We start from the raw sequence: 22,798 nt of genomic DNA on the forward strand, positions 1-22,798 counted from the left end.
ATACCGGCCAGGAGCTAGACCGATATGTGCGCAACCGCACTCTCGGCTGGCTGCTATCAATGACCCGTGGCACCGCAGAAAGAGCTGGACTGGGTGATTTGCACAGTTTTATACACCGGGGTTACAGCGCGTTCAGGAAAATGGACAAGGTCAACGTTCTGATTGTTCGGTTGATCAGACGTGAACGGCAGGTGATGACAAATATATTAGCCGGCCACCCAGAGCCCTTTTCACTACCGGGTGACCTGTGAACAGACTCAAGTTCTGACAATCTGATCCAGCTGAGAATGAATTTCCTGTTCAATACGGGATTTGAACGGGCGCAACATCATGCCGAGCTCTAACCGAATATGCAGATCCGTTTCAGCAATATCTAAATGACCTTTCACGCCACTGCGCCTGAACTTGAGAAGATCGCCTTCCCAAAGGTAATTAACATCAAATTTCTGCGACAAATCCTTGGCCAGAGTTTCCGCTGCATCACGGGCATGAGCTTTATCCAGAGCGTGGGCACGATGAATATCAATAACAGACATGAATCAGTTTTCTCGGTGGTTTAGGTTCGGTTTTATAGTGTAAGCCGGGAATAAACTTGTAGCCAACAACTCAACGGTTAGAATACCGGATTCAGATTCTGACAGGACAATCTCCCATGAGCGAGCAGCAAGCGCCAGGCACGCCCGAAAACAACCAGGAAGAAGTGACTCATTTTGGTTTCCGTAATGTGCCCAAAAGCCAGAAGGCCAGCCAGGTAGCCGAGGTTTTCCATAGCGTCGCAGGCAAGTACGACCTGATGAACGACCTGATGTCCATGGGCATCCACCGCCTGTGGAAGCGTTTTACTATTGAGCTTAGTGGCGTTCGCCCTGGCCATCAAGTGCTGGACATCGCCGGCGGCACTGGCGACCTGACCATGAAGTTTTCCGACCTGGTGGGACCATCCGGCAAAGTCGTTCTGGCCGACATCAACGCTTCCATGTTGCAGGTAGGCCGAAGCCGCCTGACCGATCGTGGTTATGCAGGCAATATCGAATATGTTCAGGCGGATGCCGAACACCTGCCATTCCCGGACAACAGCTTCAATGTCGTATCCATCGCCTTCGGCCTGCGCAATGTAACCGACAAGGATCAAGCACTGCGAGACATGACCCGCACACTCAAGCCAGGTGGCAAACTGATGGTCTTGGAATTTTCCAAACCCACCAATCCGCTTCTGAGTAAGGCCTATGACACATACTCCTTCAGTGCTCTGCCGTTGATGGGCCGACTGTTTGCCGGTGACAGCGAAAGTTACAAATATCTGGCAGAATCTATCCGCATGCACCCGGATCAGGACACCCTGAAGGGCATGATGGAAGACGCCGGCCTGGTGAACTGCAAGTACTACAACATGACTGGCGGCATTGTTGCACTGCACGTGGGAATCAAACCCTGATGTTTCCCGGCCCCACGTTGTCGTCTGCCGCCAGTGCCATTGTTGAAATGGCATTAAGCCGGGCACTTGAGCTCGACCCGGGCGGACGTAGCGCACTACTGAACGCACTGGCCGGCCCGGTGCAGTTCAACATCACAGCGCCCGCCCCGATAAACTGGACGCTGGGCCGGGTTGGTGAACAAGTACAAGTGCGAAGCCTACCCGATGAAGATGCCGTTCTGACCATTACCGGCAGGCCTCTCGCGTTCGCTGCACTCGCACTGGGTGATGACCGGGTATTCGCCGATAACCGCCTGCAAGTAACCGGCGACACAGCCCTGGCTCACCAGCTACAACGGGCTCTGAGCCAACTGGAACCAGACTGGGAAGCCGCCATAGCCCGTCACATCGGTGATGTGCCTGCACATTTCCTGGGCAAAAGTATTCGCAATGCTGTGCAGTGGAGCAGGAATGCCTTCAATACCATGAACACCAATGTTGAAGAGTACATTCACGAAGAAAGTCGTGCCCTGCCAGGGCGCCGGGAACTGGAAGCCACGTTTCAGGACATCGATGATTTAAACCTGCGCACCGAACGCCTGGAGGCCCGGCTAAATCAGCTGACAGTTTCTGGAAGCGATAAAGAAACGGAGAACCTGTGACACGCTTGCAACGTCTGTTCCGAATTGCCTGGGTATTCTGCCGCTATCGGCTCGACACCTTTCTACCTCTTGCAGAACTGCCAACGCCCCTGAAAATATTCTTCCTTCTGGCTCCCTGGCACCTGTTTCCTCAACCAAAACTGGCCCGTGGCGACCGCTTACGCCTGGCCATGGAAGAACTGGGGCCGGTATTTGTAAAGTTCGGGCAAATCCTCTCTACCCGCCGGGATCTTTTGCCAGACGACATGGCAGAATCCCTCAAGCAACTGCAGGATCGGGTCCCCCCCTTCCCCAGCGACGAGGCCCGACAAATCATCGAAAAGTCCCTGGGCGCCCCCGTGTCGGAACTTTTTGCCGAATTCGGTACTGACCCGATGGCCTCAGCCTCTGTCGCTCAGGTACATCCAGCCACCCTGCGCAACGGCAAGAAAGTAGTTGTCAAAGTACTCCGTCCGGGCATTGAAAAGATTATTCGTCAAGACCTGGCCCTGATGTACCTGATGGCAGGCTTGCTGGAAAAATACTGGTCTGAAGGCAAACGCCTGCACCCGGTGGAGGTTGTCGCTGACTACGATGCCACCATTCACGATGAGCTGGATTTACAACGGGAAGCCGCCAATGCCAGCCAGCTTCGCCGCAACTTCGACAGCTCCCCGCTGATTTATATCCCCTATATTGACTGGGATTACACCAGCAAAACAGTACTGGTAATGGAGCGCATCCACGGAATTCCCATTGCCGACGTTGACACTCTCCGGGCGGCTGGAGTCAATATGAAACTATTGGCCGAAAAGGGTGTGGAAATCTTCTTCACCCAGGTATTCCGCGACAGCTTCTTCCACGCGGATATGCACCCGGGCAATATCTTCGTTGACGCCTCGAACCCTGCTGACCCGAAATACATTGCCATCGATTTCGGCATTGTCGGCACCCTGGCACCAGACGACCAAAGCTATCTCGCCCGAAACCTGCTCGCGTTCTTCCGCAGAGATTACCGGCAGGTCGCACAACTGCATATTCAGTCTGGCTGGGTACCACCTGAAACCCGGATTAATGAATTTGAAGCCGCTATCCGCACCGTATGCGAGCCTATTTTCGAGAAGCCTCTGAAGGATATTTCCTTCGGGCACTTCCTGTTACGCCTGTTCCAGACAGCCCGGCGTTTTGATATGGAAGTTCAGCCACAGCTCGTTCTGCTGCAAAAAACCTTACTTAACGTAGAAGGCCTTGGCCGCCAACTGTACCCTGAGCTGGACTTGTGGAGCACGGCTCAACCATTTCTTGAAAAGTGGATGCGCCAGCGCATTGGCCCCTCAGGGTTGCTCAGATCGCTACAGGAGCACCTGCCGTCCTGGCTGGAACAATCTCCAGAGATGCCTCAACTGGTTCATGATGCCCTGCTACAGTTACGGGCTAGCGGACCAACCGAAGAGCAGAATCGGGCAACGCTGGCGTTAATGAAAGAACAACAGCTACGCAGCGAGCGCCGTTGGCGCCGGGGCTTTATCGCCGCCGCACTCGCTGGCGCAGCCATTATTGGCAGCCAGCCAAATGCGCAACAACTGGTAACCGACATGCCTGTCTGGAGCTGGGTATTGCTTGCTTTTTCTGCAGGCCTCATGCTTCGTAGCAGCCGCTGAATAAAGATCTTCAGGATTCACAAAAATGCAAAACTCTTCCGCTAACATCGACCAGCCTGAATGGTTAAACGAAATTCGCTGGACCGAAGACGGCCTGGTGCCAGCCATCGCTCAGGACTCCCAAAACGGCGACATTCTGATGATGGCCTGGATGAATCGGGAATCACTTCGACTCACGGTTGAAGAAGGTCAGGCTGTGTATTGGTCCCGCTCCCGCGGCAAACTCTGGCGCAAAGGCGAGAGTTCGGGCCACCAGCAGGTACTGAAAGACATCCGTCTGGATTGCGATGCCGATGTCATCGTATTAAAAGTTGAACAAAAAGGCGGCATTGCCTGCCATACTGGGCGTAGAAGCTGCTTTTACAGAACCCTGAAAGACGGTAAGTGGGTCAGTGTCGAACCGGTACTCAAAGACCCTGACACGATTTACGGCAGCCATTAAGGAGCAAACTCTGTGAGTGATGTACTGGAACGATTAGCACAGGTGCTTGAGGCCCGCAAAGAAGCAGACCCTGAAACCTCCTATGTTGCCAGCCTGCACGCAAAAGGACTGAATAAGATTCTGGAAAAAGTTGGCGAAGAGTGCACCGAAACTCTGTTGGCTGCAAAAGACGCAGAGCAATCCGGAGATACCCGGGACGTAGTCTACGAAACTGCTGACCTGTGGTTTCACAGCATGGTAATGTTATCTCGGCTCGGCCTGAGTCCGAAAGACGTTACCGATGAATTGGCCCGACGTTTCGATCTGTCAGGCCTGGAAGAGAAAGCGTCACGACAATCTTGAGGAAATACCCCTAAGGTGTATTTCCTCCAAAGCTTGTCATTGGCGTACAATGACGCAGAACAGAAACAATTGAACGAGGACCCCTCATGGGTATCAGTATCTGGCAACTTCTAATCGTACTCGGCATCGTCATCTTGTTGTTCGGAACCAAGAAACTGCGCAACATCGGCACAGACTTGGGGGGAGCCATTCGCGGATTCAAGAAATCCATGAGTGAAGAAGATGACAAGCCTGCCGAAGCGGACACTCTGGAGAGCCAAAAAGCCGAGCAAGCCAACGCTGACGCGGCGGCTCAGGAAAAGCAAAAGAGCTGAGCACCCCCTGAATGTTCGATATCGGCTTTGTTGAGCTACTTATTTGCGGCATCATCGCACTGCTTGTCCTTGGTCCGGAGCGGCTGCCTTCTGCTGCCCGGGCTGCGGGCAAATGGGTTGGCGGTGCGCGGCGCATGGTCCGGCAGTTTACTTCCGAGCTTGACCGTGAACTCAAAGCTGAAGAGCTTCGGGAACAGCTACGCCAAGCTGGCGATGTTGGCCTGGAAGATGTGAAAAAAACCGTACAGGGCGCGCTCGACGAAGCCAAACAGTACGAACACATGATTCTTCCAGACAAAAAAACCGGCGAGTCCCAGTCAGCGTCTTCCGAAGCCAGCCCCTCAACTGACGAGGCCGACACCCAATCTGCTCAAACATCAGGAAACCCACCGGATAACCGTTCATGAGTTCAGCGTCCGACGGCCATCAGGCACCACCTGAGCAACAGGAAATGCCTCTGATCGAGCATTTGCTCGAACTGCGTAACCGATTATTGAAAATGGTGCTGGCAGTCATCATCTGCTTCGCCTTAATTTATCCATTTGCTAACGAGCTTTACCTGCTGATGTCGCAGCCGCTGCGAGATCTGTTGCCAGAAGGCCAGATGATGATCGCCACCGACATCACCTCGCCGTTTTTCGCGCCTCTCAAACTGGCCTTGGTTCTGGCCGTATTTGCCGCAATTCCCATTATTCTTTACCAGCTGTGGAACTTTGTCGCGCCAGGGCTCTATGCCCATGAGAAGCGATTAGCCTTCCCCTTGCTCTTCACCTCCGTCATTCTGTTCTATGGTGGCGCAGCCTTTGCCTATTTTGTGGTGTTTCCTCTGGTATTCGGCTTTTTCACCGCCATAGGTCCGGAAGGCATAGTAGAACTGCCAGACATCAGCAGTTACCTGAACTTTATCCTTAAGATGTTCTTCGCATTCGGTGTCGCGTTTGAGATCCCCATTGCCACGGTATTACTGATTCTGACCGGCGCCACCACCCCTAATGATCTGGCCGCCAAACGCCCCTATGTGGTCGTCGGCTGTTTCATCATCGGCATGCTGATGACACCACCGGACATCATTTCCCAGACACTGCTGGCCGTGCCCATGTGGATCTTGTTTGAGTTCGGAATACTGTTCGGCCGACTGGCTCACAAAGAGCGCAGGAACTCCGAAGAGGATGAGCTGGACGTCCGATGAACCTGGCCCTGCTGTTTGATGCAGACTTCATCGACACAAACCGGGCCCTGCTTCGTGGCCGCCGGCTGGATCATCTGCGCACCGTACTGAAGGGCGGCACAGGCGATCGTATTTCGGTTGGCCGCGTGAACGGTGAGATGGGCTATGGTGAAATACTTCGGTTAACAGACAATGAAGCGGAGCTTCAGGTAAACCTGAGCCAGCCTTCCCCCGCTGCCCTGCCTTTAACACTGATTCTGGCAATGCCGCGCCCTAAAATGTTCCGACGCGTACTACAGACTTGCGCATCACTGGGCGTAAAAGACATCTGGCTGATCAACAGCTACAAGGTAGAAAAAAGCTTCTGGCAAACGCCTTGGCTGTCAGAAGAAAACCTTCTGGAGAATCTGACTCTGGGCCTCGAACAAGCCAAAGATACAGTGATGCCAAAGGTCCACATTCGCAAACTATTCAAACCCTTCGTGGAAGATGAACTGCCGGCACTGCTGTCAGGCAAGCACGCCCTGGTTGCCCACCCGGGCACCTCTGTTGCCTGCCCGACCCACCTGAACGAGCCTGCTGCCCTGTGCATCGGTCCGGAAGGCGGTTTTACCGACTACGAGGTAGGTAAACTGAGAGAAGCAGGCTGTCAAAGTGTCCACCTTGGCAGCCGCATTCTTCGGGTAGAAACGGCCGTTCCTGTACTGGTTAGCCGGTTGTTTGACGCCTGCGCCTAACCTTTCCGCTTCTGCCAGAAGTTGATCACAGGATTCAGCAGAACCACGAGTATGGCGCCAGCCAGCAGGCCAAAAAGACCATCCCCCAGTGTAGCAATCAACACGCCTGAGAGGCCGCCAAAACCTTCTGAAAATCCCTGTATAGCCTCAGAAACAGCCGGGATACCGTGGGTCAGTATGCCACCACCCACCAGAAACATGGCTATGGTGCCCACGATAGTCAGCGCCTTCATCATGTATGGTGCCAGCCAGAGAATGCCTTCACCAACCCTCTTGAGGGGCACCGAATCTTGCTGGCTAAGGTACAGTCCGCCGTCATCCAGCTTTACAATACCGGCAACCAGGCCATAAACCGCAACCGTCACCATCACCGCGACAATTGAAAGAACCACGAACTGCATACCAATACTCTGAACCGCTACGATCCCCAAAGTGATCGCGATAATCTCGGCGGACAGAATAAAATCGGTGCGAATAGCCCCTTTAACTTTCTCTCGCTCCACCTCTTTCAGGTTCACCTCGGGTCTTTTCAGGGCCTCATGGAGTTCTTTCTTATGGGCCTTATCGTCTTCTTTGTGCAGAAATTTGTGCACCAACTTTTCAAAGCCTTCAAAGCACAGAAAAGCGCCCCCCAACATCAACAAGGGCGTCACTAACCACGGCAGGAAAAAACTTATCGCAAGCGCCGCAGGTACCAGAATGCTCTTATTGATCAGTGAGCCTTTGGCAACCGCCCAGACAACAGGTAATTCCCGTGAAGGCTTCACACCGGCTACCTGTTGGGCATTAAGGGCAAGATCATCCCCCAGCACTCCCGCGGTTTTCTTGGTGGCCGCTTTGGTCATGAGGGCAACATCGTCCAGTACAGTAGCGATGTCATCAAGAAGGGTAAGAAGGCTGGCACCTGCCATAAACAGTTCCTTTGTCTGATGGAGAGTCTGAGTCTGGGGCAAAAGTTTACGGAATAGCGCCTGGCAGTACTACCCGTTAATGCCCATCGCTTCGGCTGCAATCCTGTTTTTCAGCGGTGCCAGTTTATCGAACCAGCGCATACCGGTATTACGCAACCACCGGATGGGCAGTTCGTCGCGGGCAAACAACTGTTTAAAGCCTTCCATTGCTGCCATCATTGTCAGGTTTTCACCCTTTCGACGGCGCTGGTACCGGGCTAATACCAACTCGTCGTCCGGAGCCAGGCCCAGCTCTTTCGCACGTTCAAGCTCTTCCAGAAGAACTCTGACATCACCATAACCCAGGTTAGCGCCCTGGCCCGCCAACGGATGGATGGTATGGGCAGCATCGCCCACCAGAGCCAGGCCATCGGTTACATAATCCTTGGCATGGCGCTGACGAAGCGGGAAAGCAAAACGCCGGGAAACGTCCAGCACTCCACCCAACTCACCTTCGATCGCCGTTTCCAGCTCTTCCCGAAACGTTTCAGTATCCAGCGCCATCAGACGGCGAGCTTCTTCCGTATCCTGCGACCAGACAATAGAGCAGAAATGTTCATCGCAGGCCTCATTGCTCAAGGGCAGAAAAGCCAAAGGTCCATTGGGGGTAAATCTCTGCCAGCATGTATAGCGGTGTGATTGACGGGTACGAACCGTGCAGACAATCGCTTGTTGATCGTAATCCCATTCCCGGGTTGCCAGACCACTCCACTGACGCAGTCGGGACATGGCCCCATCTGCCCCCACCACCAGGTCTGCCTTCAACAGGCGACCGTCTTCCAGGTGCACGCCCTGGCCTCTTACCCATGCTTTGACCCGGACACCGTCGATCAACGCAACATCACTGTCGGTCAGAGATTCGAATAAGGCTCGAACAATATTCCGGTTCTCAACAATCGTACCCAGCGAGCGGGCATAAAGTTCAGCTGCGTCAAAATGAACGCGGCCAGTACCATCGCCGTCCCACACGATCATTTCTCGATATCTGCAATGCCGGCCAGCCTGCACTCGCGACCATGCACCCAGGCTCTCCAGAAGGCGCTCACTGGCCAGAGAAATGGCGCTGACTCTGGGCTCAAAACCTTCAACACTGCATGCTTCTTCCGGCTTCGCCAGCAAGCCATCCACAGGTGCACCTTCAACCAGCCCTACCTGCCAGCCTTGTCGGGCAAGCCCCAGCGCTAACGCCGAGCCAATCATGCCGCCGCCAACCACCAGGATATCGAATTTCTGAACGCCGGAATCACTGCTCATTGCGAATCGACCCCTCAGTGGCTTTTACAGTTGGAATAACCGGTTTACGATTTCCTGTGCCCATGGCTTTCCGCGCAAACCAACGCTTGGCAGATGGCACCAGGTCCAGTCCGACCAGACCAGTATCCCGAGCGATTGCCAGCGGCGGCAAGGATTGCCCGAAGACCCGGATCAGGGAGTCAGAAAACTGCACAGTTTGTTGCCAGTCCTGACGGTGGATTCTCTGATATTCACCAAGCACGGACAGGTCGCCTATGGGCATACCTTCATCCACCGCCCGTCTAAGTTGCTCCAACAGGACCATCAGCCCTCTCAGCGCCAGATTGAATCCCTGCCCTGCCACCGGGTGTAAAGCATGGGCAGCATTTCCAACCAGCGCAACGCCAGGGCGAACCGCCTCAACCACCGTGGTCAGTTTCAACGGGTAATGATTGCACTGACCAATACGGACAATACGACCCAACCGCCAACCGAAGCGCTGCTGCAGTTTTTGGCATTTGTCGTCATCGGACATCGCCAGCAGCTCTTCCAGAGCATTGTCTTCCAACGTCCAGACCAGCACCGACACATTCCCTGCACACGCCGGTGATCCATGAGGCAGCATTGCCATCGGACCTGCATCGGTGAAACGTTCGAAAGCTGTAAACTGGTGGGAGTCGCTGGTGGTCACGTTCGCTATCAGGGCATTCTGCCCGTAATCTGCAGTGCGTGGCACAAACCCGAGCTTCTCTCTCAAGCCAGAACGGCCGCCATCAGCGACCACCAGACATTGGCCTGTCAGGCACTGTTCCTCTCCGCCTTTACGGATTTTAACACTGACACCCTGCGACAGCGGTATCATGTCTACCACTTCAGCCGGCGCTTCCCATCGAACGCCTGATGCCGCCAAGGCGCGCATCAGGCATAGCCCCATCCAGCGATTATCCGCGACGTAACCCAGTGCATCCTGATGATGATCTTCGGCATGCAGCCGGGTTGCTCCAAATCGCCCGCGATCCGACACGTGAATATGCTGAATCGGCGTGGCATGCTCTGAGAGTGAGGCCCAAAGCCCCAGCTCTTCGAAAATAACCCGGGAACCCCAGGCCAGCGCGGTGGAGCGCGCATCATAACTGGGCTGGTAGTCCTCCGGCAGAGCATCCGGCGACAGCGGGAAGCTTTCAACCACTGTTACCCGAAGCTCTGGCACTATGCGTGCCACAGCCAAGGCTAAAGTGGCACCAGCAAGGCCACCGCCAGCGATAATCAGATCAGTATCCGTCCGGGTTTCAGTCACAGTGTCAATCCGCCATTAAGGCTTCAATATCAGCCACGGTTTTAGGTACACCATCGGTCAGAACGCGACAACCATCTTTGGTCACCACCACATCGTCTTCAATACGGATACCAATACCGCGCCACTTTTTGTCTACATCAGCATTGTCTGGTGCGATGTATAAGCCAGGCTCTACGGTCAGCGCCATCCCCGGCTCCAGTTCACGCCAGGCATCACCCACTTTGTAGTCACCCACATCGTGCACATCCAGCCCCAGCCAATGTCCGGTGCGGTGCATAAAGAAGGGTTTATAACTTTCCGCAGCAATCGCATCTTCCACAGTGCCAGACAGCAAGCCAAGATCAATCAAACCCTGAGTCAGTACCTTCAGCGCAGCTTCATGAGGATGGTTCCAGTGATTGCCCGGGCGCACCTCGTCAATAGCGGCGTACTGGGCTTCCAGAACCACTTCGTACAAAGCTTTTTGTTCGGGGCTGAACGTACCACTCACCGGAAAGGTACGGGTAATGTCCGAGGCATAGCAGTCAAGCTCACAACCCGCATCAATCAGCACCAGATCCCCCTTTTTCAGGGGCGCAATATTCTCGATATAGTGAAGAATACAGCCGTTGACTCCCCCTCCGACAATAGATGGATAAGCCGTTGACCGGGCACCATGATCCATAAACGTACGAAGCAGTTCAGCCTCAAGATTGTATTCGTAACCACCCTGGCGCGCGCGCTTCATCGCCCTGCAGTGCGCCTCTGCGCTGATTGCAGCAGCTTTTGCCATCACCCTCACTTCTGCTGCGCTCTTGTACAGGCGCAAGTCATGCAGCAGATGCTCAAGGGCAACAAACTCACCGGGAGGATGGGCGCCAGCCCGGACTTTACTGCGAATAACTTTAACCCAGTCCATTACCCGGGTATCAAAGGCATCATCCTTACCCAGCGGGTAGTATATCCGGCTACGGCCCTCAATCATGCCAGGCAGAATGTCGTCGATATCCGCAATCGGAAAAGCATCATCCAAACCGTAACGTTCAATCGCCCCTTCCGGGCCCACAAGAAAACCGTCCCAGAGTTCTTTTTCAGGGTTTCGTTCTTTGCAAAACAGCACAGCTTCACCGTGCTCCCGTCCGGGAATCAGAACCAGTACAGCTTCCGGCTCACCAAACCCGGTCAAGTACTGAAAATCACTGTCCTGACGAAAGGGATGCAGCACATCCCGGTTTCTCACGCGCTCCGGAGCTGCGGGCAAGATAGCAATGCTGTCGGGTGCCATCAGTGCCATCAGTTTACGGCGGCGTTCGGCAAACTCTCGAGTAGAAATCATTGAAGCCATGATATCTCCTGATCAGTGCAGGGTCGGCGTGTTGCCAGCCGGCTTTTCGGGCTCATTAAATTCGGTAAAGACCGCCAGCGCCCCCAGGCGAACATACTCTGTAATTTCCAGTAGCTGTTGCTCGCTTTCGTCGTCAGCTTCTTCATCATCCGACAACTGACTGATCGCTACCAGATCTTCAATTAACTCACGAATCTCATCGGGCGCCTGACCAAGGGCGGCCCCGGCAGCCAGCGCCATGCCTTCCAGAAAACCGCGAACCCAGGAAACCAATGCATCCAAACGCTGTTCAATGGCATAGTCATCGTCTGGCAGTAGCGGCTGAAAGCTCATCTCAGAAGACTGCAACCTTGCCAGAGCCTGCTCGTACGCCCCGTACATGAAAGGGGCCAGGTCGTCCGACTCACCCATCGCCTGTTCCGTTAACCCCATATGTTCACAGACCATGGCCAGCCACTCAGGCTCGGGTATACGAGTTCCTGCCGCCAGCTGACCACAAAGAACACCATGCAATTCAGAGGGGTGGCTAAACGCCTTATGGGCCGTAAACATATTGGCCCATTGTTCGAACTCGTCAGCTCGGGCTGCAGTTGAGGTATCGGCTTCAGACATGAAACAGCATCATCCTGTATCGGGGGAGCTCGCGCGCCAGGCCGAAAACTCCATGAAAATTTAGACCCATATCCTAGCATTCCGAGCCAGCCGTGGCACTGCCAGACCCTCAACAGTGGTTGCTTTTATACTCGAGCCAGATAAAAATGTTATAACGTATCAGATCTCGTTAGAGGCATTCTATGAAACTCCGAAGCACTTTCATCTTTTCAGGCATGCTGGCGCTGACCTTAACCTCCGGAGCCGCCCTAGCCCAACAAAGCCTGGCCGCACATCAGCACGGGCAGGCAGAATTACAGATTGCCATCTCTGGAGAACACGTCGAAGCACTGCTGCTATCGCCAGCCTATAACCTGCTGGGGTTTGAGCACCGCCCCGAAACGCCAGAGCAACACCACGAGGTGGACGCCATCGCCCGCTGGCTGGAACAAACGGCCATCGTAAACACTGTCGGCGGCCTCTGCTCTCCCGTTACATCCAGTTTGCATACGAACTGGGGCCACGAGCAAATGCACGAATCCGGAGCTGCTCACCCTCATGACCATCATCACGATGACACTCAGGACGATGAATCCGGCCACAGCGATGTGGAAGTTGTTCAGAGCTTGCGCTGCCCCGGCTTAAAAAACTCAGAGCAGTTTGAAACCAACCTGATGGCGCGTTTCCCTGCCCTGGAGCAACTACACGTGCAATGGGTTGGCCCACAAGGCCAGGGAAGCGTGCGTTTAAACCAAGGCGAAGCCCGCTTCTACCCCGGCCGATAGGCTTATTCAGCGTAGCGCTCTACCGATACAGCTTCGATAGAATAGGAAGAGGCGCCGATCTCGTTCTCAGTCGTTTCGATAACGATTTCGCCCTCAACCCAGACCGGGTCGTACAGCGCTTCAAGGGTGAACCCTTCACGGTATTTCACATGAATAATCTGATTAGGCGGTGGTGGCGGCACGTGAATGCATGCGCCGTAATAGGGCACCAGGAAAAACTCAAGAATGCGCATGTCATTGGTCGTTTTCAGCGGCACAACGAATCCGGGAATACGACCTTCGACATTAGCCATCTCAGGAACCACCCGGCCAGTCATAATTTCATCCGGGAGCAAAGGGGGGCCATCGCCTTCGTGCTCAAGTTCCGGCATGCTTTCCAGCAGAGCAAGATCTTCGGCGGGCATCAATTCAAGCCAGTCAATCTCCCGAGGCTGCGCCAGGACAATCGATGAAACAAATAACAGCAGCATCGGTCCAAGGCGTGCAATCACGGACTGGCAATTCAACTTCAAAGGCATGAAACTCAGCTCCACTATGGGTACACCACACGATTGCCACCATCATACAGCGGTACCAATGATACGGATATGAGCACCCATACAATACAAAAGTCACCTGAAGCCCTCGCCATAGCAACCCACCAACTCAGGTTTCGCTGGCCGGGCCAGAACAAATCTCTGATATTTCCTGATATCCAGCTGCAGCAGGGTGAACACTTATTTCTCCATGGCCCGAGCGGCACGGGGAAAAGTACCCTACTCAGCATACTGGCGGGCATGATGCCTCCCGAAACCGGCTCACTTCAAATGCTGAACCAAAACCTGGGCAGCCTTAAAGCCAGTGCCCGGAACAAATTCCGCGCAGACCACATGGGTGTTATTTTCCAACAATTCAACCTGGTGCCCTACCTGAGCGCGCTGGCCAATGTCGCCCTGCCCTGTCGTCTGTCTGCCCGGAGGCAACGCAATACCCAACCTGATACGGATACAGCCGGTGCCACACTTCTCCAACAGTTGGCGATTCCAGAAAATCTCTGGCACCGAAAAGTGACCGAAATGTCCATAGGGCAACAACAACGGGTCGCCGCTGCGCGGGCTCTGATTGGCACACCGGAGATCATTCTGGCAGATGAACCAACGTCAGCGCTGGATACCGATAACCGTGACCGCTTCCTGGATTTACTGCTGACTCTGGCCGAACAAAACCAGTGTTCCGTGGTCTTTGTCAGCCACGATCGGGGGCTCGCCAGCCACTTTCATCAGCAACTGACTCTGGGGAGTGACACATGAACAAAGCTCACCTCGCCCTATCCCTGGCGGCTGCCAGCCTGTGGTATCGTCGCAGGATTCTGGCCCTCGTATGCCTGACGCTGACCCTGAGTGTGACATTGCTGCTGGGCATACAGTACCTGCGCACCGAGATACGCCAGTCGTTTACGAACACCATCACCGGCACAGACCTTATCGTCGGTGCCCGCAGCGGCCAACTGAACCTGTTGCTGTATACGGTGTTTCATATCGGTGACGCCACCAACAATATTCGCTGGAGCACTTACCAGCACCTTGAGCAAGACCGTCGTATCGACTGGGCTGTTCCGATCTCTCTGGGAGACAGCTATAAGGGTTACCGGGTTGTCAGCACCAATGAGCAGTTTCTGGAGCGCTTCAGGTATGGCGACAATCACAAACTGGACATGGCTCAGGGTATCTGGTTTAACGAACTTTTTGATGTGGTTCTCGGCGCCGGTGTCGCCCGCAAACTGAACCACCGGGTGGGCAACAAGATTATCTTGTCTCACGGAGGCGGGCGCACGAGTTTTTCCAACCACACCGACCTGCCCTTTCGGGTGTCAGGCATTCTGGAAGCTACCGGCACTCCCGTAGATCAGGCCGTTTACATCAGCCTGGAAGCCATGGAAGCCATCCATGTGGGCTGGGAATCCGGCGTTGCCATCCCGGGCAGGACACTCTCAACCAGCGCGGCGGAAACACGCACATTTATGCCTGAAGCTATAACCGCCGTATTACTTGGCCTGAAAAGTCCTATCCAGACCTTTCAGCTTCAAAGGGAGCTGAATCAGTTCCGGCAGGAGCCATTGTCCGCGATTCTCCCTGGCGTTGCCCTGAGTGAACTGTGGCGGATGATGGGGCAGTTCGAAAAGGCATTGCTGGGCATCAGCATATTTGTCGTTGCGACCAGCCTGGTCGGCCTGATTGCCGTCCTGCTCACAATACAGGCCCAACGGCATAGGGAGGTGGCCATTCTTCGGGCTGTAGGAGCCTCGCCCGGGCTCATTGCATCCCTCTACAGCATAGAGTGCGTGATGCTCGCTCTGGCCTCCTGCGGCCTTGCTCTGTTCCTGGGAGCTGCGGCCATCGCAAGCCTGAGCCCCTGGTTGCTGGAAAACTACGGTATTCAGATCAGCCTGCGGGCCTTGAGTATGGACGAAGGGTTACTACTAAGCAGCGTACCACTGGCCGCGCTGATAGTTTCTCTGCTACCCGCCTGGGGTGCCTGGCGAAAAAACAGAACGCTTGGCTTTGGCAGCAACAACTGAAGTTAGTCTGCCGCCAAAGGTGACATACTTCACGGAGCCTGCGCCATGACAATGCGGTAAATTGACCGTGATGGTGCGTGCACTTATAGTTACGGTCATCTCAATTACTCATACTGAGCACGTCATGGAACAGTCCGAAGTACAGGCATTAGCGGACAAGCTGGACAAACTGATCGAGCGCTGTAAAAAGCTTGAGAAGGACAACGCCTTACTGCGCGCATCGCAAGACGATTGGAATCGGGAGCGAGCCCAGCTTATACAAAAAAACGATCTTGCAAAAAACAAGATTGAAGCCATGATTGGCCGCCTTCGGGCACTGGAGCACCACTGATGTCACAGCAGTCAACCACCGTTGAAGTCAGGATTCTCGATAAGGAATTCCTGGTGGCCTGCCCGCCGGATGAACAAGATGCTCTGCAGCGTGCAGCCAAGCACCTGGATAACAAAATGCGGGAGATCCGCTCTACCGGCAAGGTATTTGGCACCGAGCGCATTGCTGTGATGGCCGCGCTGAACATCACCCATGCCTTGCTAGAACGGGATACGATGTCTGATGCCACCAGCAACATCCTTAAGTCGATGGATAGTCGGCTCAACGAAATCCTCGGCGAACCTTCTGAGAACTGATTACATAAAGATACTGGAATCGGGCTTGCAATCGGCCCCGGTCCTGGCCCTATAATGGATCAACTTCCTGGGCTGTTCGCTGGTCGGGTACGTCCTCGAGCCGATGCGCTTTACCCAGGTGATCACTTCAGGGCATTGTGAGCATGTCCCCCGCGGGGGAAAGCCTAATATGCCACAGCGGTCACCGACCTTGAACTTTGGGTTCAAGGGCTACATCCGATAACGGCAGCCTGGGAAGCTTTATTTTGGACACCACTTCCAGAACCGAACTCCGCAAAAATTTACGCGACCTGCGCAACAACCTGACCTTCGAACAACAGCAACAAGCCTCTGAGCAACTCGCACTGAACCTGCTTCGGCATCCGGACTTGTACAGAGCCAAACACGTTGGCATTTATCTGGCTAATGATGGCGAAATTGACCCTCACCTCTACGTTAACCTTGGGCGCCGCAAAGGCATTCACTTTTATTTGCCGGTTCTGCACCCAGTCTATTCCGGCAAACTGGTGTTCAGCCCATATCTGGACGGTATACCACTCCTTCCGAATCGATTCGGCATTCCAGAACCCCCTTTCCCAGAGTCAAGGCGCAGGCCAGCCTGGGCTTTGGATGCCGTTTTGTTTCCGTTAGTTGGTTTTGATGATCAAGGTGGCAGGCTGGGCATGGGCGGCGGATTCTATGACCGGACATTTGCTTTTAGCAGGATACGGCCGGCGATGGCCCCGAAGCTGATCGGGTTAGCCCATGAGCTTCAAAAGGTGTCTTCGTTACCGATTGAGCCGTGGGATGTTCCTCTCCACGGGGTAGTAACGGATAAGTGCTGTTACCGATTCAGGCGCTGACCGGCTGGCTGGACAAAACTGGTAACAGGGATATCTCTGGCAGAGCGTTGATCTTCAGAGGCTTGAATCGTGGTGGTTAAGCCTGTGATGACCAAGCCGGCAGCAAAGATAAACACAATGGTACGAATGATGTCAGGCTTGTTACCCATTGGGCGTATTCCCGTTTGCTCTTAGCGTTAATTGGCTGGAAAATCAGTTGGCTATTCCGGACTTCAAGAATTAGACAAAAGACTAACACGCAACACGGGTTTTACAATTTTTGACAGGTTACAATTACGTAAGGGTTCAGCGGAGGCAGCCCCGAAAGACTTCCCAACCCCCGCTCTACATCAGCCTCTGGCCTGGCAACCCCTCGCAAGCTGCCTTCAAGCCTGTTTCTACTTGCCGTTACCGGCTCCAAGGAACAGCTTATAGGCCTCATTGTCCGTCATATTTTCATAACGGAAACCAACTTTCTCCAACATCTTTTCGAATTCTCTGGTTTCATCTGCATTGACCTGTGCACCAAGCATTACACGGCTATAGGCTGCACCGTGGTTGCGGTAGTGAAACAAGGAGATGTTCCAGCGCGTGCCCAGAGACATCAGAAACTTTAACAGAGCACCCGGACGCTCAGGGAATTCAAACTGATACACCACTTCGTTAGCAACGGATGGCGCGTGACCACCAACCATATGGCGGATGTGCTGCTTTGCCATGTCGTTATCAGTGAGATCAATAACTGAGTAGTCTTTTTCCCGAAGTTCTTTCACCAGCTCTTCACGCCCGAGGCCGCCAGCCTGGATTTGAATACCCACGAAGATGACGGCTTTTTGGTCGTCTGCGTAGCGGTAATTGAACTCTGTAATGCTGCGTTTATGCAAAGCATTAATAAACGTTTTGAAGGCACCGGGTTTTTCCGGAATGATAACCGCCAGGATAGCTTCGCGTTTTTCACCGATTTCGGTGCGCTCGGAGATGTAGCGCAGGCGGTCGAAATTCATGTTGGCGCCACTGAGCACACCTGCCAGACTTTCACCTTCCAGCTTTTCCCGTTCGATATATTTCTTGATGCCAGCAACAGACAAGGCGCCAGCCGGTTCCGCAATAGACCGGGTATCTTCAAAGACATCTTTAATGGCAGCGCAGATTTCATCCGTACTTACCGTAATCACTTCATCTACCGCATCTTTACAGATGTTCCACGGTTCTTCGCCGATCTGCTTGACGGCCACGCCGTCGGCAAAGATGCCCACTTCGTCCAGAACCACCCGCTCCCCCGCAGCCATCGCTGCCTGCAGGCAATTGGAGTCTTCTGGCTCGACACCGATCACTTTAATCTCAGGGCGCAGGTATTTGATATACGCCGCCATGCCAGCAATCAGTCCGCCGCCGCCCACCGGGATAAATACCGCATGTAAAGGCTGGGAGAACTGCGACATCATTTCCATGGCCACTGTGCCCTGCCCCGCGATAACATCCGGATCGTCATAAGGCGGAATGTAGGTATAGCCGTGCTTCTGAACCAGCTCATGGGCATGAACGGCAGCTTCGTCAAAAGCATCCCCTTTGAGTACCACTTTTGCGCCACGATCCCGAACGGACTTCACTTTGATGTCTGGCGTGGTCTGAGGCATCACAATGATGGCTTTTATACCCATTTCTTTGGCGGACATAGCCACACCTTGAGCGTGGTTGCCTGCTGACGCACAAATCACGCCTTTGGCTTTCTGTTCTTCAGAGAGCTGGGCAATCCGGTTATAGGCGCCACGAATCTTGAAAGAGAACACCGGCTGAAGGTCTTCACGCTTGAGCATAATGTTATTGCCAAGGCGCTTAGACAGACTAGAGGCTTCAGTAAGCGGTGTTTCGATAGCGACGTCGTAGACTCTCGCATCGAGGATCTTCTTGATGTAGCGTTGAGACATGATGGTTCCGGCTGCTGTGATGGACTTGGAAAAACGTACAGTGTAGAAACTTTGCACGGTAGCCGTCTATAAGCAGAGCTCCTGCGAGCGTATAATGCGACTAAATCCATCCGATCTTACCCGGAGCGCCGCATGACTCAGGACGAACTAAAAAAAGCCGTTGCCAAAGCTGCAATGGATTACATCGCCCCACACCTGGACCGCAAAAGTATCGTCGGAGTCGGTACCGGCAGCACCGCGAACTTCTTCATCGACTTCCTGGCGGAATACAAAAATGACTTCGACGGCGCAGTCGCCAGCTCTGAAGCCACCGCCGGGCGCCTGAAGCAGCACGGCATTCCGGTTTATGACCTGAACGCCATCAATGATCTTGAATTTTATGTAGACGGTGCAGATGAAACTAATGAACGGCTGGAACTGATCAAAGGCGGCGGCGCAGCTCTCACTCGGGAAAAAATCGTGGCGGCGGTAGCCAAAACCTTTATCTGCATTGCTGACGACTCCAAGAAAGTAGATATCCTGGGCGACTTCCCTCTGCCAGTCGAGGTCATTCCCATGGCCCGCAGCCACGTCGGCCGCGAGATCGTAAAGCTCGGCGGCGACCCGGTTTACCGTGAGGGTGTCACCACCGACAACGGCAACATCATTATCGACATCCACAATATGGATATCTCCCGCCCTATTCTTGTGGAAGAAAAGCTCAACAACATTGTGGGCGTGGTCACCAACGGTCTGTTCGCTCATCGGCCGGCAGACCTGCTGCTGCTGGGTACCAGCGCAGGCGTCAAGAGCATCCCCCGCAAGGGCATCTGACACGATTAACGCCAATGATTCCGAAGCTGGCCCTCGGGCCGGCTTTTTTATTGCCTGACCAAATGCAAACCAAGCGCTTGCTTGGTGGTCGGATTTGCGCGACACTCTCGTCCATTATTTCAAGAATAAAGGAACGTCACCGTGTCAAACTATTTCAACGAAACCCATGAGCAGGTGCGACAGACTGCCCGCAAATTTATTGAAACCCACGTACTTCCTCATATCGATGACTGGGAAGAGGCCGGAGAGTTTCCCCGTGAAATCTATCAAAAAGCCGGGGATGCCGGGCTTCTGGGCATCGGATTCCCTGAAGCCCTGGGCGGTATAGGCGAAGGCGACATTTTCCTGAAAGTAGCTGTTTCCGAAGAACTGATGCGTTCTACCTCTGGCGGTTTCGTTGCCAGCATAGGCTCTCTGGATATCGGCTTGCCCCCGGTCGCCAAATGGGCAAAAAAGGAGATCCGTGAACAGATCGTCCCTCCGGTTCTTCGAGGTGAAAAAATTGCAGCCCTGGCCGTTACCGAACCCGGAGGTGGCTCCGACGTAGCTAACCTCAAAACCCGCGCAATAAAAGATGGCGACCACTATATAGTCAACGGCAGTAAAACCTTCATCACCAGCGGCACAAGAGCCGACCACTTCACCGTAGCCGTGCGCACCGGCGGCGAAGGCCACGCAGGCATCAGCCTGCTGCTGATCGACCGCGGCACACCCGGTTTTACCAACGGAAAAAAACTCCGGAAAATGGGCTGGTGGGCCAGCGATACCGCAGAGCTGTTCTTCGATGACTGCCATGTGCCCGCTGACCGACTGATCGGTGCCGAAAACGCCGGCTTCATCGCCATCATGAGCAACTTCCTGGCCGAACGTCTGAGTCTGTCCATCATGGCCTACATGACAGCCCAGCTGGCCTTCGAAGCAGCCATGGAGTACACCAAACAACGTCAGGCCTTCGGCCGCCCGGTCTCTGGCTTTCAGGTAACCCGCCATAAACTGGTAGACATGGCCACCCAGATTGACGTGGCCCGGGAATATACCTATCGCTGCGCCGCACTGATGCAAGCGGGAAAAAATCCTGTCAGGCAGGTTGCCATGGCGAAAAACTTCTCCGTAGATGTCTGCGAAAAGGTCACCAGAGAAGCCGTGCAACTGTTCGGTGGCATGGGCTTTATGCGGGAATCTGTAGTGGAACGCCTATACCGGGACACCAAAATCCTGTCCATTGGCGGCGGCACCACTGAAATCATGAAGGAACTGATTGCCAAGCAGATCAAGCTGTAAGCGGCAGGTGTTCCTGGCAGACGCCCCTCCGAAATGTGCGCACACGAATATACTTGCCGCCTGTTTCGGGGGACGACGCCTGTACAGGCTTACCCCAAACAACGAACAGACCAAGGTTTAGTTTCGAATGGAATGAGAGTCCCGTATAATTGCGCTCACTTTTCAGGCACAGTTAAACGAATCTAACGAATCAGGAAGGATCTCTCATGCAATTCGACCAAATCCCCGCTGGCAAAAACCCGCCGGAAGACATCTACGTAGCCATCGAAATCCCGGCTAACAGCTCCCCGGTAAAATACGAACTCGACAAAGACATGGGTGCCCTGCTGGTTGATCGCTTCATGGCCACCCCGATGTTCTACCCGGCTAACTACGGTTTCATCCCCCATACTTTGGCTGACGACGGCGACCCGCTGGATGTACTGGTTGTAACACCCTACCCACTTCAGGCTGGCTCTGTGATTCGCTGCCGCCCGGTAGGCGTTCTGAACATGGAAGACGAAGCCGGCGGTGATGCCAAGCTTGTCGCCGTACCCCACGACAAACTGACCACCACCTACCACGAGATTAAAGAAGTTGAAGACCTGCCGGAGCTGCTACGCAACCAGATCCGCCACTTCTTCGAAAATTATAAAACCCTGGAACCTGGCAAATGGGTAAAAGTACAAGGCTGGGGCAACGCTGCTGAAGCCAGACAAGCCATCGTAGACTCTGTGAACGCCTACAAAGGCTAATCAGGTTTCAGATATAAAAAACCGGGCAACCTCATCAGTTGCCCGGTTTTTTTATATGTCACTACTTTTCTGTTGAGTATCAACCCCGAGACAACAAGTCCCGCATATCGCTGATCGCCGCATTCGCCCGGGACAGATACGCAGCCATCGTCAAAGAGTGATTCGCCAGCAAACCAAAGCCACTGCCGTTTAGAATAACCGGACTCCACATCGGCTCCTGGGTTCCCTCCAGCTCGATGATGATCTGTTGTACGCTCGCCATGGCATTTTTATCCTGCAGCACTTTCCGGAAGTCCACTTCCATCGCCCGGAAAATGTGCAACAAAGCCCAGGCACTGCCGCGAGCCTCATAAAACACGTTATCGATCTTGGTCCAATCAGTTTTTACATCGTCACCGCTGATCGCCTCAGACAATGGATCACCGGAATCCACATTAGACATGGTCTCACCAACCGATGCCTTGCCCACACTTTCACTCAACGTTCTGGAAAGGCTGCCCAAACGGGTTTCGAGGTCCGCCAGCCAGTTGCCCAGATTATCAGCCCTGGCAAAAAACTGCGCATTGTTCTGGTCTGGATCAGATAAGCGATCCAGGTAGCGTTTTAGTGCGTTGATACTGCGGCGGTATTCCTTTTCAGTCGAAGGAATCGCCCAGCTCTCACTATCAAAATGTAACTGAGGCTCAGCAATGATCAGGTCTGGGTCTTCTGCAGACTGACTCTGTGAACGGCTGATATCTTTGCGCAAAGCCCGCGAAAGATCCCGAAGCTGAACCAGCACGCCATACTCCCAACTCGGCATGTTGTCGAGCCAAAGACCTGGCGGAAAAATGTCATTCGAAATGTAGCCACCCGGCTTATCTAAAAGCGTCTCGGCCAACCGAATCATCGTGGCCGTTGTCGCAAAACCTGTAACAGGCTCCCGATTCATCTCTGTGGCCAGTGTTCGCGTGTGCTCCCGAACCGAAAAGCTCTCCGGCTCACTGCTCCAGATCACGCCTAATACGATGGTAACCAGCAGATACAGCACCAGCAATACCAGCACAAGCTTACCGATCATACCGCTACCACCGGCGTAATCCTGAACATCTTCTTTCTTGTCCCTGAAGTACTGTCTGATTTTGCCCGGCATAAAGCT

29 protein-coding genes and 1 other RNA gene are annotated in these 22,798 nt (G+C 54.0%); 20 read left to right on the forward strand and 10 right to left on the reverse strand.

Annotated elements, in window-relative coordinates; all coding sequences use genetic code 11:
* Window positions 1-251: FFLEELY motif protein (locus ABYA77_RS03940; protein WP_407070180.1), on the forward strand; the 251-nt coding region annotated here is incomplete at its 5' end.
* A gap of 6 nt (window positions 252-257) precedes the next feature.
* Here the strand turns inward: ABYA77_RS03940 and ABYA77_RS03945 are convergent.
* Complete coding sequence (locus ABYA77_RS03945; RefSeq protein ID WP_372964641.1) at window positions 258-536, reverse strand: polyhydroxyalkanoic acid system family protein; 279 nt, start codon at window positions 534-536, stop codon at window positions 258-260.
* Between the two features lie 116 nt (window positions 537-652).
* Here ABYA77_RS03945 and ubiE point away from each other — a divergent pair, with 116 nt between their 5' ends.
* The 9 genes from ubiE (at window position 653) to ABYA77_RS03990 (ending at window position 6,719) form a co-directional block, all read left to right on the forward strand.
* A complete protein-coding gene (gene ubiE / locus ABYA77_RS03950; protein ID WP_372964642.1) occupies window positions 653-1,435 on the forward strand; it encodes a bifunctional demethylmenaquinone methyltransferase/2-methoxy-6-polyprenyl-1,4-benzoquinol methylase UbiE in 783 nt (260 codons plus the stop codon).
* Window positions 1,435-2,076 carry an SCP2 domain-containing protein gene (locus ABYA77_RS03955; RefSeq protein WP_372964643.1) on the forward strand — a complete coding sequence of 214 codons (642 nt, stop codon included), beginning with the start codon at window positions 1,435-1,437 and terminating at the stop codon, window positions 2,074-2,076. The genes ubiE and ABYA77_RS03955 overlap by 1 nt, the downstream gene beginning before the upstream one ends.
* On the forward strand, window positions 2,073-3,716 hold the full coding sequence (ubiB, locus tag ABYA77_RS03960; protein ID WP_372964644.1) for a ubiquinone biosynthesis regulatory protein kinase UbiB: 1,644 nt from the start codon (window positions 2,073-2,075) through the stop codon (window positions 3,714-3,716). Before ABYA77_RS03955 ends, ubiB begins: the two co-directional genes overlap by 4 nt.
* Window positions 3,717-3,741: 25 nt before the next feature.
* Window positions 3,742-4,158: a phosphoribosyl-AMP cyclohydrolase gene (gene hisI, locus ABYA77_RS03965; protein WP_372964645.1), complete on the forward strand. Its 417-nt coding sequence runs from the start codon at window positions 3,742-3,744 to the stop codon at window positions 4,156-4,158.
* A gap of 12 nt (window positions 4,159-4,170) precedes the next feature.
* Window positions 4,171-4,500 carry a phosphoribosyl-ATP diphosphatase gene (locus ABYA77_RS03970; RefSeq protein ID WP_372964646.1) on the forward strand — a complete coding sequence of 110 codons (330 nt, stop codon included), beginning with the start codon at window positions 4,171-4,173 and terminating at the stop codon, window positions 4,498-4,500.
* A gap of 86 nt (window positions 4,501-4,586) precedes the next feature.
* Window positions 4,587-4,814 (forward strand): Sec-independent protein translocase subunit TatA, encoded by a 228-nt coding sequence (gene tatA / locus ABYA77_RS03975; RefSeq protein WP_372964647.1) that lies wholly within the window; start codon window positions 4,587-4,589, stop codon window positions 4,812-4,814.
* A gap of 11 nt (window positions 4,815-4,825) precedes the next feature.
* Complete coding sequence (tatB, locus tag ABYA77_RS03980; RefSeq protein WP_372964648.1) at window positions 4,826-5,221, forward strand: Sec-independent protein translocase protein TatB; 396 nt, start codon at window positions 4,826-4,828, stop codon at window positions 5,219-5,221.
* On the forward strand, window positions 5,218-6,003 hold the full coding sequence (tatC, locus tag ABYA77_RS03985; protein WP_372964649.1) for a twin-arginine translocase subunit TatC: 786 nt from the start codon (window positions 5,218-5,220) through the stop codon (window positions 6,001-6,003). The genes tatB and tatC overlap by 4 nt, the downstream gene beginning before the upstream one ends.
* The gene (locus ABYA77_RS03990) at window positions 6,000-6,719 is read left to right on the forward strand and encodes a 16S rRNA (uracil(1498)-N(3))-methyltransferase (RefSeq protein WP_372964650.1); all 720 of its coding nucleotides are present in this window, start codon (window positions 6,000-6,002) and stop codon (window positions 6,717-6,719) included. The genes tatC and ABYA77_RS03990 overlap by 4 nt, the downstream gene beginning before the upstream one ends.
* Here the strand turns inward: ABYA77_RS03990 and ABYA77_RS03995 are convergent.
* The 5 genes from ABYA77_RS03995 to ABYA77_RS04015 all read right to left on the reverse strand — a co-directional run bounded on the left by ABYA77_RS03995 (window position 6,716) and on the right by ABYA77_RS04015 (window position 12,135).
* Window positions 6,716-7,630, reverse strand: a complete 915-nt coding sequence (locus tag ABYA77_RS03995; protein WP_372964651.1) for a DUF808 domain-containing protein — start codon at window positions 7,628-7,630, stop codon at window positions 6,716-6,718. The two genes, ABYA77_RS03990 and ABYA77_RS03995, sit on opposite strands and share 4 nt — an antisense overlap.
* A 69-nt stretch (window positions 7,631-7,699) precedes the next feature.
* The gene (locus tag ABYA77_RS04000; RefSeq protein WP_372964652.1) at window positions 7,700-8,923 is read right to left on the reverse strand and encodes an FAD-dependent monooxygenase; all 1,224 of its coding nucleotides are present in this window, start codon (window positions 8,921-8,923) and stop codon (window positions 7,700-7,702) included.
* Window positions 8,913-10,199: a 2-octaprenyl-6-methoxyphenyl hydroxylase gene (gene ubiH, locus ABYA77_RS04005; RefSeq protein WP_372964653.1), complete on the reverse strand. Its 1,287-nt coding sequence runs from the start codon at window positions 10,197-10,199 to the stop codon at window positions 8,913-8,915. The genes ABYA77_RS04000 and ubiH overlap by 11 nt, the downstream gene beginning before the upstream one ends.
* Before the next feature lie 4 nt (window positions 10,200-10,203).
* Window positions 10,204-11,523 carry a Xaa-Pro aminopeptidase gene (gene pepP, locus ABYA77_RS04010; RefSeq protein ID WP_372964654.1) on the reverse strand — a complete coding sequence of 440 codons (1,320 nt, stop codon included), beginning with the start codon at window positions 11,521-11,523 and terminating at the stop codon, window positions 10,204-10,206.
* A gap of 12 nt (window positions 11,524-11,535) precedes the next feature.
* Complete coding sequence (locus ABYA77_RS04015) at window positions 11,536-12,135, reverse strand: UPF0149 family protein (protein WP_372964655.1); 600 nt, start codon at window positions 12,133-12,135, stop codon at window positions 11,536-11,538.
* A gap of 182 nt (window positions 12,136-12,317) precedes the next feature.
* Here ABYA77_RS04015 and ABYA77_RS04020 point away from each other — a divergent pair, with 182 nt between their 5' ends.
* On the forward strand, window positions 12,318-12,899 hold the full coding sequence (locus tag ABYA77_RS04020) for a DUF2796 domain-containing protein (RefSeq protein ID WP_372964656.1): 582 nt from the start codon (window positions 12,318-12,320) through the stop codon (window positions 12,897-12,899).
* A 2-nt stretch (window positions 12,900-12,901) separates the two neighbouring features.
* Here the strand turns inward: ABYA77_RS04020 and ABYA77_RS04025 are convergent, their stop codons facing one another.
* A complete protein-coding gene (locus ABYA77_RS04025; protein ID WP_372964657.1) occupies window positions 12,902-13,417 on the reverse strand; it encodes a DUF3299 domain-containing protein in 516 nt (171 codons plus the stop codon).
* Window positions 13,418-13,486: 69 nt separating this feature from the next.
* Between ABYA77_RS04025 and ABYA77_RS04030 the strand changes: the two genes are divergently transcribed.
* The 6 genes from ABYA77_RS04030 (at window position 13,487) to ABYA77_RS04055 (ending at window position 16,925) form a co-directional block, all read left to right on the forward strand.
* Complete coding sequence (locus ABYA77_RS04030) at window positions 13,487-14,188, forward strand: ABC transporter ATP-binding protein (RefSeq protein WP_372964658.1); 702 nt, start codon at window positions 13,487-13,489, stop codon at window positions 14,186-14,188.
* On the forward strand, window positions 14,185-15,456 hold the full coding sequence (locus ABYA77_RS04035; RefSeq protein ID WP_372964659.1) for an ABC transporter permease: 1,272 nt from the start codon (window positions 14,185-14,187) through the stop codon (window positions 15,454-15,456). Before ABYA77_RS04030 ends, ABYA77_RS04035 begins: the two co-directional genes overlap by 4 nt.
* 124 nt (window positions 15,457-15,580) lie before the next feature.
* Entirely contained in the window at window positions 15,581-15,787 is a 207-nt protein-coding gene (locus ABYA77_RS04040; RefSeq protein ID WP_372964660.1) for a TIGR02449 family protein, read from the forward strand.
* Complete coding sequence (locus tag ABYA77_RS04045) at window positions 15,787-16,083, forward strand: cell division protein ZapA (RefSeq protein ID WP_372964661.1); 297 nt, start codon at window positions 15,787-15,789, stop codon at window positions 16,081-16,083. Before ABYA77_RS04040 ends, ABYA77_RS04045 begins: the two co-directional genes overlap by 1 nt.
* 61 nt (window positions 16,084-16,144) lie before the next feature.
* Window positions 16,145-16,324, forward strand: a non-coding RNA gene (gene ssrS, locus ABYA77_RS04050) — 6S RNA.
* Between the two features lie 4 nt (window positions 16,325-16,328).
* The gene (locus ABYA77_RS04055) at window positions 16,329-16,925 is read left to right on the forward strand and encodes a 5-formyltetrahydrofolate cyclo-ligase (RefSeq protein WP_372964662.1); all 597 of its coding nucleotides are present in this window, start codon (window positions 16,329-16,331) and stop codon (window positions 16,923-16,925) included.
* On the opposite strand, the gene ABYA77_RS04060 is transcribed toward ABYA77_RS04055, so the two are convergent.
* Entirely contained in the window at window positions 16,907-17,074 is a 168-nt protein-coding gene (locus ABYA77_RS04060; protein WP_372964663.1) for a hypothetical protein, read from the reverse strand. The genes ABYA77_RS04055 and ABYA77_RS04060 overlap by 19 nt on opposite strands.
* 228 nt (window positions 17,075-17,302) lie before the next feature.
* Window positions 17,303-18,853: a threonine ammonia-lyase, biosynthetic gene (gene ilvA, locus ABYA77_RS04065; RefSeq protein WP_372964740.1), complete on the reverse strand. Its 1,551-nt coding sequence runs from the start codon at window positions 18,851-18,853 to the stop codon at window positions 17,303-17,305.
* A gap of 111 nt (window positions 18,854-18,964) precedes the next feature.
* On the opposite strand from ilvA, the gene rpiA reads away from it, so the two are divergent.
* From rpiA to ppa, 3 genes are all read left to right on the forward strand, one after another.
* On the forward strand, window positions 18,965-19,645 hold the full coding sequence (rpiA, locus tag ABYA77_RS04070) for a ribose-5-phosphate isomerase RpiA (RefSeq protein WP_372964664.1): 681 nt from the start codon (window positions 18,965-18,967) through the stop codon (window positions 19,643-19,645).
* A gap of 141 nt (window positions 19,646-19,786) precedes the next feature.
* Entirely contained in the window at window positions 19,787-20,926 is a 1,140-nt protein-coding gene (locus tag ABYA77_RS04075; protein WP_372964665.1) for an acyl-CoA dehydrogenase family protein, read from the forward strand.
* A 206-nt stretch (window positions 20,927-21,132) separates the two neighbouring features.
* Window positions 21,133-21,660: an inorganic diphosphatase gene (gene ppa, locus ABYA77_RS04080; protein ID WP_372964666.1), complete on the forward strand. Its 528-nt coding sequence runs from the start codon at window positions 21,133-21,135 to the stop codon at window positions 21,658-21,660.
* A gap of 79 nt (window positions 21,661-21,739) precedes the next feature.
* On the opposite strand, the gene ABYA77_RS04085 is transcribed toward ppa, so the two are convergent.
* Window positions 21,740-22,792: a DUF2333 family protein gene (locus tag ABYA77_RS04085; RefSeq protein ID WP_372964667.1), complete on the reverse strand. Its 1,053-nt coding sequence runs from the start codon at window positions 22,790-22,792 to the stop codon at window positions 21,740-21,742.
* Window positions 22,793-22,798: the final 6 nt, after the last annotated feature.

The organism is Marinobacter sp., assembly GCF_041595835.1.
Lineage (GTDB): Bacteria > Pseudomonadota > Gammaproteobacteria > Pseudomonadales > Oleiphilaceae > Marinobacter.